Below are 5,443 nucleotides of genomic sequence, written 5' to 3' on the forward strand. Positions count from 1 at the left end.
CAGCAAGCAACCTCCGACATAGGCAACTTCTACCCAGTTATTAGCTCTTATGCTGCTCAGGACAACAACAGCCTGAGTTACCTGGCTAAAAACTGGAAAAACGAGAAAAAATGGCAACGCGAGGCCAAAGCAAAAATGCACGAGCTGCTGGCATTCAATCCGGAACCAGCACCGCTACAATCCGAAATCCTGCAAACTATCAAACGCGATGGCTACACCCAATACCTGGTGCGCTACAACCTGAACGCGCTGCAAAAAACCGAAGCTTTCCTGCTCATACCTGATAATCTGCAAAAGCCTGCTCCGGCTGTTATTGCCCTGCACGACCATGGTGGCTTTTACTTTTTCGGGAAAGAAAAGCATACGCTAACCGATAATATGCCACCTGTGCTGGTGGAGTATGTGCAGAACCTCTACGATGGCCAATTTTATGCTGATGAACTGGCCAAACGGGGTTTCGTGGTGCTGAGTCCGGATGCCATGTATTTCGGGTCGCAGAAGTTGCAGCCGGAAACCGTGAGCCCACAGTTTACCAAAGCCCTGTTAAGCAGCAGCTACGAAGATGAAAGTGAGCGCATCAGGGCGTATAACAAGTTTGCCAACTCACACGAAATTCCACTTAACAAAACCATACTGGCCTCCGGCACCACCTGGCTCGGCATAATAGCACAGGGCGATAGAGTAGCTGTCGATTTTCTGCTCTCCAGGCCCGAAGTAGATAAAGACAAGATTGGCTGCATCGGGTTGTCGCTGGGCGGCTTGCGGAGCACCTACTTGTTTGGCCTCGATAACAGAATAAAGGCAGGCGTGGTAGCTGCTTTTTCGACCACCTTTGAGCACATGCTGAAACAGGATACCCGCCACACCTGGATGATGTATGTGCCCCGCCAGCACAAGTTCCTCGACCTGCCCGATGTGGCCTCGCTTAACGCGACCAAACCGCTGCTGATAATGAACTGCAAACAAGATAAGCTTTTTAACCTGGAAGGAATGCAGGCAGCCGAAACAAAACTGGCAATCATATATGCCAAAATGAAAGCTCCCGAAAAGTTTAAATGCAACTACTACGATGTACCGCATTCTATGGGACTTCAGATGCAGAACGATGCTTTTGCCTGGCTGGAGCATTGGTTAAAATAAGCGGGAAAAGCTTTGGAAGGCCAATTTCATTAGAATAATTTAGTTGCAGGTTGCTAATTGTTAGGTGTTTATAGGTAAATGGCTGCATTGTTAAATTGTTGTTAGAGTAAAGAGCAGCAGGATCTGGCACCGTGTGCAGCTCCTGCGATACGCAGAAGGAAGTTGGGGTAGCAGCTTCAGAATAGAAGTCTGGCAACTAATAACCTGGGGAAAAAAATCCTGAAAACGTTTTGGAAGGCCATTTTCATTAGAAGAATTCACTCATTCATTCACACATTCAAAAATAAAGTATGAAACTAGAACACTTTGCGGTTAATGTGGAAGATCCGTTGGCTATGGTCGATTGGTATGCCGAGCACTTAGGCATGAAGGTAGTAAAGCAGGTGAAAGAAGCTCCTTTTATGGCTTTTCTGGCCGATGACAGTGGCCGCATTATGATCGAAGTTTATAGAAATCCCGCTGATCAGGTGCCACCTTACCGCGAAATGGACCCGCTGCTGGTGCACCTGGCGTTTGTATCGGAAGACCCGGCTGCTGATAAGGCTCGTTTGCAAGAAGCCGGTGCCATCGAAGTGTCGGATACCAAACTAAACGACGGTTCACACCTGGTAATGATGCGTGACCCCTGGGGACTAGCCATTCAACTCTGCAAACGCGGTACAACCATGCTGACAGAGCGGGAAAACTGAAGCATTTCTTATAATTCAAAATTAGAGATGATTATGGCGCGAGCGTCCTCGCTCACAACCTCTATTCTTATGCCTCTGGCCGCATGAGAGCCATAAGTTGAATTGAAGGAGCAATATTAACGGATAAATTTGCGCCATAGTAGGCCATATTTCTTGCGTCTCAGGTCTTGACGCTTATGTCTCATTTGTGCCTCCGGAAGGCCATTTTGATTAGAATAATTGATGCTGAACCAGCATCAGGAATAGTAAACTTAAAATTAAGATAAGATGAATGTAAAAAAATACTGGGTCGCTGGCCTTATGCTACTCACACTACTCGGAACGGCAGGTTGTGGAAACCAGGATAACCAGCAGCAGGACCAGGCAAACCAGGAGGCTGATGTGTGGGACGAGCTGGAAGATATTCTGGGCCAGATTAAAGCTCCTACATTTGCTGACAGAGATTTTAACGTAACCGATTACGGTGCTGTAGGCGATGGCACCACCAATGCGTCCGAAGCATTTAAAAAAGCCATTGCCGCTTGTAACGAAGCTGGTGGTGGTCGGGTAGTGGTGCCAGCAGGCAAATACTTAACCGGCCCAATTTACCTGAAAAGCAATGTGAACCTACACGTGGTAAAAGAGGCTACTATTTTATTCTCTACCAACCCCAAAGATTACCTGCCGGTAGTATACACCCGTTGGGAAGGCGTGGAACTGATGAACTACTCGCCGCTGATCTACGCATACGAAGAAAAAAACATTGCCATAACCGGCGAAGGTGTGCTGGATGGCCAGGCAAACGAAACGAACTGGTGGCCCTGGAAAGGCAACAAACGCGATGGCTGGAAAGAAGGAACTCCAAACCAGAATGACCCTGATAAACGTGCTGTATTGTTCCAGATGGGCGAAGACGATGTGCCGGTGCGCGACCGGGTTTTTGGCGAAGGCTTTTACCTGCGTCCCCAGTTTGTGCAGCCTTACAAGAGCGAGAACATTTTAATTGAAGGCGTTACCTTTATCAACTCCCCGATGTGGATTCTGAACCCGGTGCTCTGCAATAACGTGACCATTCAGAAGGTAACTGTAGAAAGCCAGGGACCAAACTCCGACGGTTGCGATCCTGAGTCCTGCAAAAACGTGCTGATAAAAGACTGCTTCTTTAACACCGGCGACGATTGCATTGCCATTAAATCGGGGCGCAACGCCGATGGCCGCCGCATTAACGTGCCAAGCGAGAACATCGTGATCCAAAACTGCGCCATGGAAAACGGCCACGGTGGTGTGGTGATCGGTAGTGAGATTTCGGGTGGCGCACGAAATATTTTTGCGGAGAACTGTAAAATGAGCAGCCCTGAACTAGACCGCGCTCTACGGATAAAAACCAGTTCCATGCGTGGCGGTACGGTAGAAAATGTGTACCTCCGTAACATAGAAGTGGGACAGGTGGCCCAGCAGGTGGTGCGCGTAAACATGTTCTACGAAGACTCTGGAGCTCACGTGCCAGCCGTACGTAACATTGAAGTCCGCAACATGACCGTAGAAAATGGCGGCAAAGTTGGCGTATTGCTCGAAGGCTATCCGCAGTCTCCTGTAGAGAACCTGCGCCTGATCAACGTGAACATCAAAAAAGTAGACGAGCCCTACAAATTCAGCAACATCAAAAATGTGCAGTTCGAGAATGTAACCATTAACGGTGAGCAGGTAAAGCTGACGAATTGATGTAAGGCTTTGAAGTTTGGGGACCAGAAATTATTCAGTAATCAAAGATTTCTGATAACCGAGCAGCAGCTGTAAAGTTTGAAAAAGCACTGCGAAAGACCTCGCAGTGTGCGCAGCTCCTGCGAGCGTCTTCTTGTTCAACACAACTAGTGGCAGATGGAGTGCCCTTGGCGTTACCTCTACAGAACAACATGACGTAAAGTTCAGGCAGCAACAGTTACTTTATACGGATTATGATGAAACACACACATACGTTACTCTGGTTACTGGCGCTCCTCTGCCTCGGTTGTGGCACCGGAAAAAAAGCAGCAGACGCAAGAAGTCCTATCGAGATATGGTGGCTGGAGTCGCTGGAGGCAGTAGGTAAACATCAGGCAACTGTATTGGGGGAGCCAACATTGATATCTGTTGCAAGAGGAGAAAAAGCTGTAGAGTTTGACGGCAAAGACGATGGTCTGCAGCTAACGGCCAACCCAATTTTTGGTGCCGAAGAGTTTACCATAGAGATGGTGTTTAACCCCTACGATGCCTTCCCGGCAAATGTGGAACAACGTATTTTCCACATCCAGGACCCCGTGAACCTAGACCGCCGCATACTAATGGAGCTACGGCTGAACGACAAAAAGGAATGGTTCGCTGACTTCTTCATGAAAACAGAAAGCGAACGACTCGTGCTCATAGATTCTACCAAAACGCACCCTGTAAACCAATGGGCTACTATGACGCTGACCTATAAGGACAAAAAAATGACAGGCTATGTGAACGGCGTAGAAGAAGGCTCAGGTACTATTACATTCTTACCCATGAGTGAGCAGGCAAACGTATCGCTCGGCACCAGAATTAACAAGGTATCGTGGTTTAAAGGAGCTATTAAAACGGTCAGGTTTATTCCGTGGGCGCTGCCTCCACTGGAGCCGTAGGGTATAGATACAATATTATCCATAGTGCAGATAAACGTAGGATTAAGGGATTATTACTGATATCTGCTAGTTAGCTTACATTTCAAATTATAATGGAAATTTTAGAAAGACTCAAAAATCTAAGCCAACCCGTTCCTAACCCGCCACCTTTACCAACCGCAATGGATGTGAAAAATGCGGAAGAAAAACTAGTTGTAAAGTTTCCGCCTTCATACGTGAAATACCAACTTGATTATTCAAACCTGTTCTTCGGTACTTTTGAGCCATACCAGTTGTTCGAAGATGGAAGCTATGCAGACTTAATAAATTCTGTGAAGGAAGCTAGAGAATCTGGATTACCGAATCACCTTCTGCCTTTTTTGGAAGATAACGGCGACTATTTTTGTTTTGACTTGACCTCTACTCCACCTGAATATGAAATAAAGTTTTGGTCTCACAATGGGACATCAAATGAAAAATGGGTTAACTTTTTGGAGTGGGTTGAGAAATGCTGGATCGATGAACACGTTTAAATGACAAAAAAGAATAACGTAAGCTAACAACAGCTAAAAATCACCAAAGCGTTTTTTAGCCTAGCCGTTGTGCTGCATAGAAATTAATGAAAAATTCAGCAGAGTCGATAGAAGAATGTTTGAACCATATGGATGTTGATTGGATTCCTTTCAATGACATATACCGTTCAATTTTTGGCTTCTCAAATGGAGAACCTACTCAATCTGAATTAGAAGAGACCATACAGCTCATAGAGTTACTTCTAAAGGAATATAATGTAATCTGTTTGAAGGGACCAGAAATGAAGCCTTTTGGAGATAACACCGAAGATGTAATAGAAAAAATAAGAAAGATGATTCGTACAGAGCCGTATGAAAGTTATTATTATGGGCTTTGGTTTGACAATTTAAATCAAAATAAAAACTCCGAAGGAGACTGTAAACGGAACTGTGTCAAAGCTATAAAATTATTAACTTAGCTTAAGCACAGTTACTATGGAGA

General features: G+C 45.9%; 6 protein-coding genes. All 6 read left to right on the forward strand.

Annotated features, from left to right (window positions below; translation table 11 throughout):
* On the forward strand, window positions 1-1,140 hold a 1,140-nt coding region (locus FVR03_RS23655), incomplete at its 5' end, for a dienelactone hydrolase family protein (protein WP_147924247.1).
* A 290-nt stretch (window positions 1,141-1,430) separates the two neighbouring features.
* Complete coding sequence (locus tag FVR03_RS23660; protein WP_147924248.1) at window positions 1,431-1,829, forward strand: VOC family protein; 399 nt, start codon at window positions 1,431-1,433, stop codon at window positions 1,827-1,829.
* Between the two features lie 267 nt (window positions 1,830-2,096).
* The gene (locus tag FVR03_RS23665) at window positions 2,097-3,530 is read left to right on the forward strand and encodes a glycoside hydrolase family 28 protein (RefSeq protein WP_222707307.1); all 1,434 of its coding nucleotides are present in this window, start codon (window positions 2,097-2,099) and stop codon (window positions 3,528-3,530) included.
* 233 nt (window positions 3,531-3,763) lie between these two features.
* Complete coding sequence (locus FVR03_RS23670; protein WP_147924249.1) at window positions 3,764-4,450, forward strand: LamG-like jellyroll fold domain-containing protein; 687 nt, start codon at window positions 3,764-3,766, stop codon at window positions 4,448-4,450.
* 92 nt (window positions 4,451-4,542) lie between these two features.
* Window positions 4,543-4,962, forward strand: a complete 420-nt coding sequence (locus FVR03_RS23675) for an SMI1/KNR4 family protein (RefSeq protein WP_147924250.1) — start codon at window positions 4,543-4,545, stop codon at window positions 4,960-4,962.
* A gap of 86 nt (window positions 4,963-5,048) precedes the next feature.
* A complete protein-coding gene (locus tag FVR03_RS23680; RefSeq protein WP_147924251.1) occupies window positions 5,049-5,420 on the forward strand; it encodes a hypothetical protein in 372 nt (123 codons plus the stop codon).
* The last annotated feature ends 23 nt before the right edge of the window (window positions 5,421-5,443 follow it).

The organism is Pontibacter qinzhouensis (assembly GCF_008017455.1).
Classification (GTDB): domain Bacteria; phylum Bacteroidota; class Bacteroidia; order Cytophagales; family Hymenobacteraceae; genus Pontibacter; species Pontibacter qinzhouensis.

Bases quoted from the DNA above. Each gene is read 5' to 3' on its own strand.
- FVR03_RS23660 (WP_147924248.1), top strand. From the start codon at position 1,431: ATGAAACTAGAACACTTTGCGGTTAATGTGGAAGATCCGTTGGCTATG.
- FVR03_RS23665 (WP_222707307.1), top strand. From the start codon at position 2,097: ATGAATGTAAAAAAATACTGGGTCGCTGGCCTTATGCTACTCACACTA.
- FVR03_RS23670 (WP_147924249.1), top strand. From the start codon at position 3,764: ATGATGAAACACACACATACGTTACTCTGGTTACTGGCGCTCCTCTGC.
- FVR03_RS23675 (WP_147924250.1), top strand. From the start codon at position 4,543: ATGGAAATTTTAGAAAGACTCAAAAATCTAAGCCAACCCGTTCCTAAC.
- FVR03_RS23680 (WP_147924251.1), top strand. From the start codon at position 5,049: ATGAAAAATTCAGCAGAGTCGATAGAAGAATGTTTGAACCATATGGAT.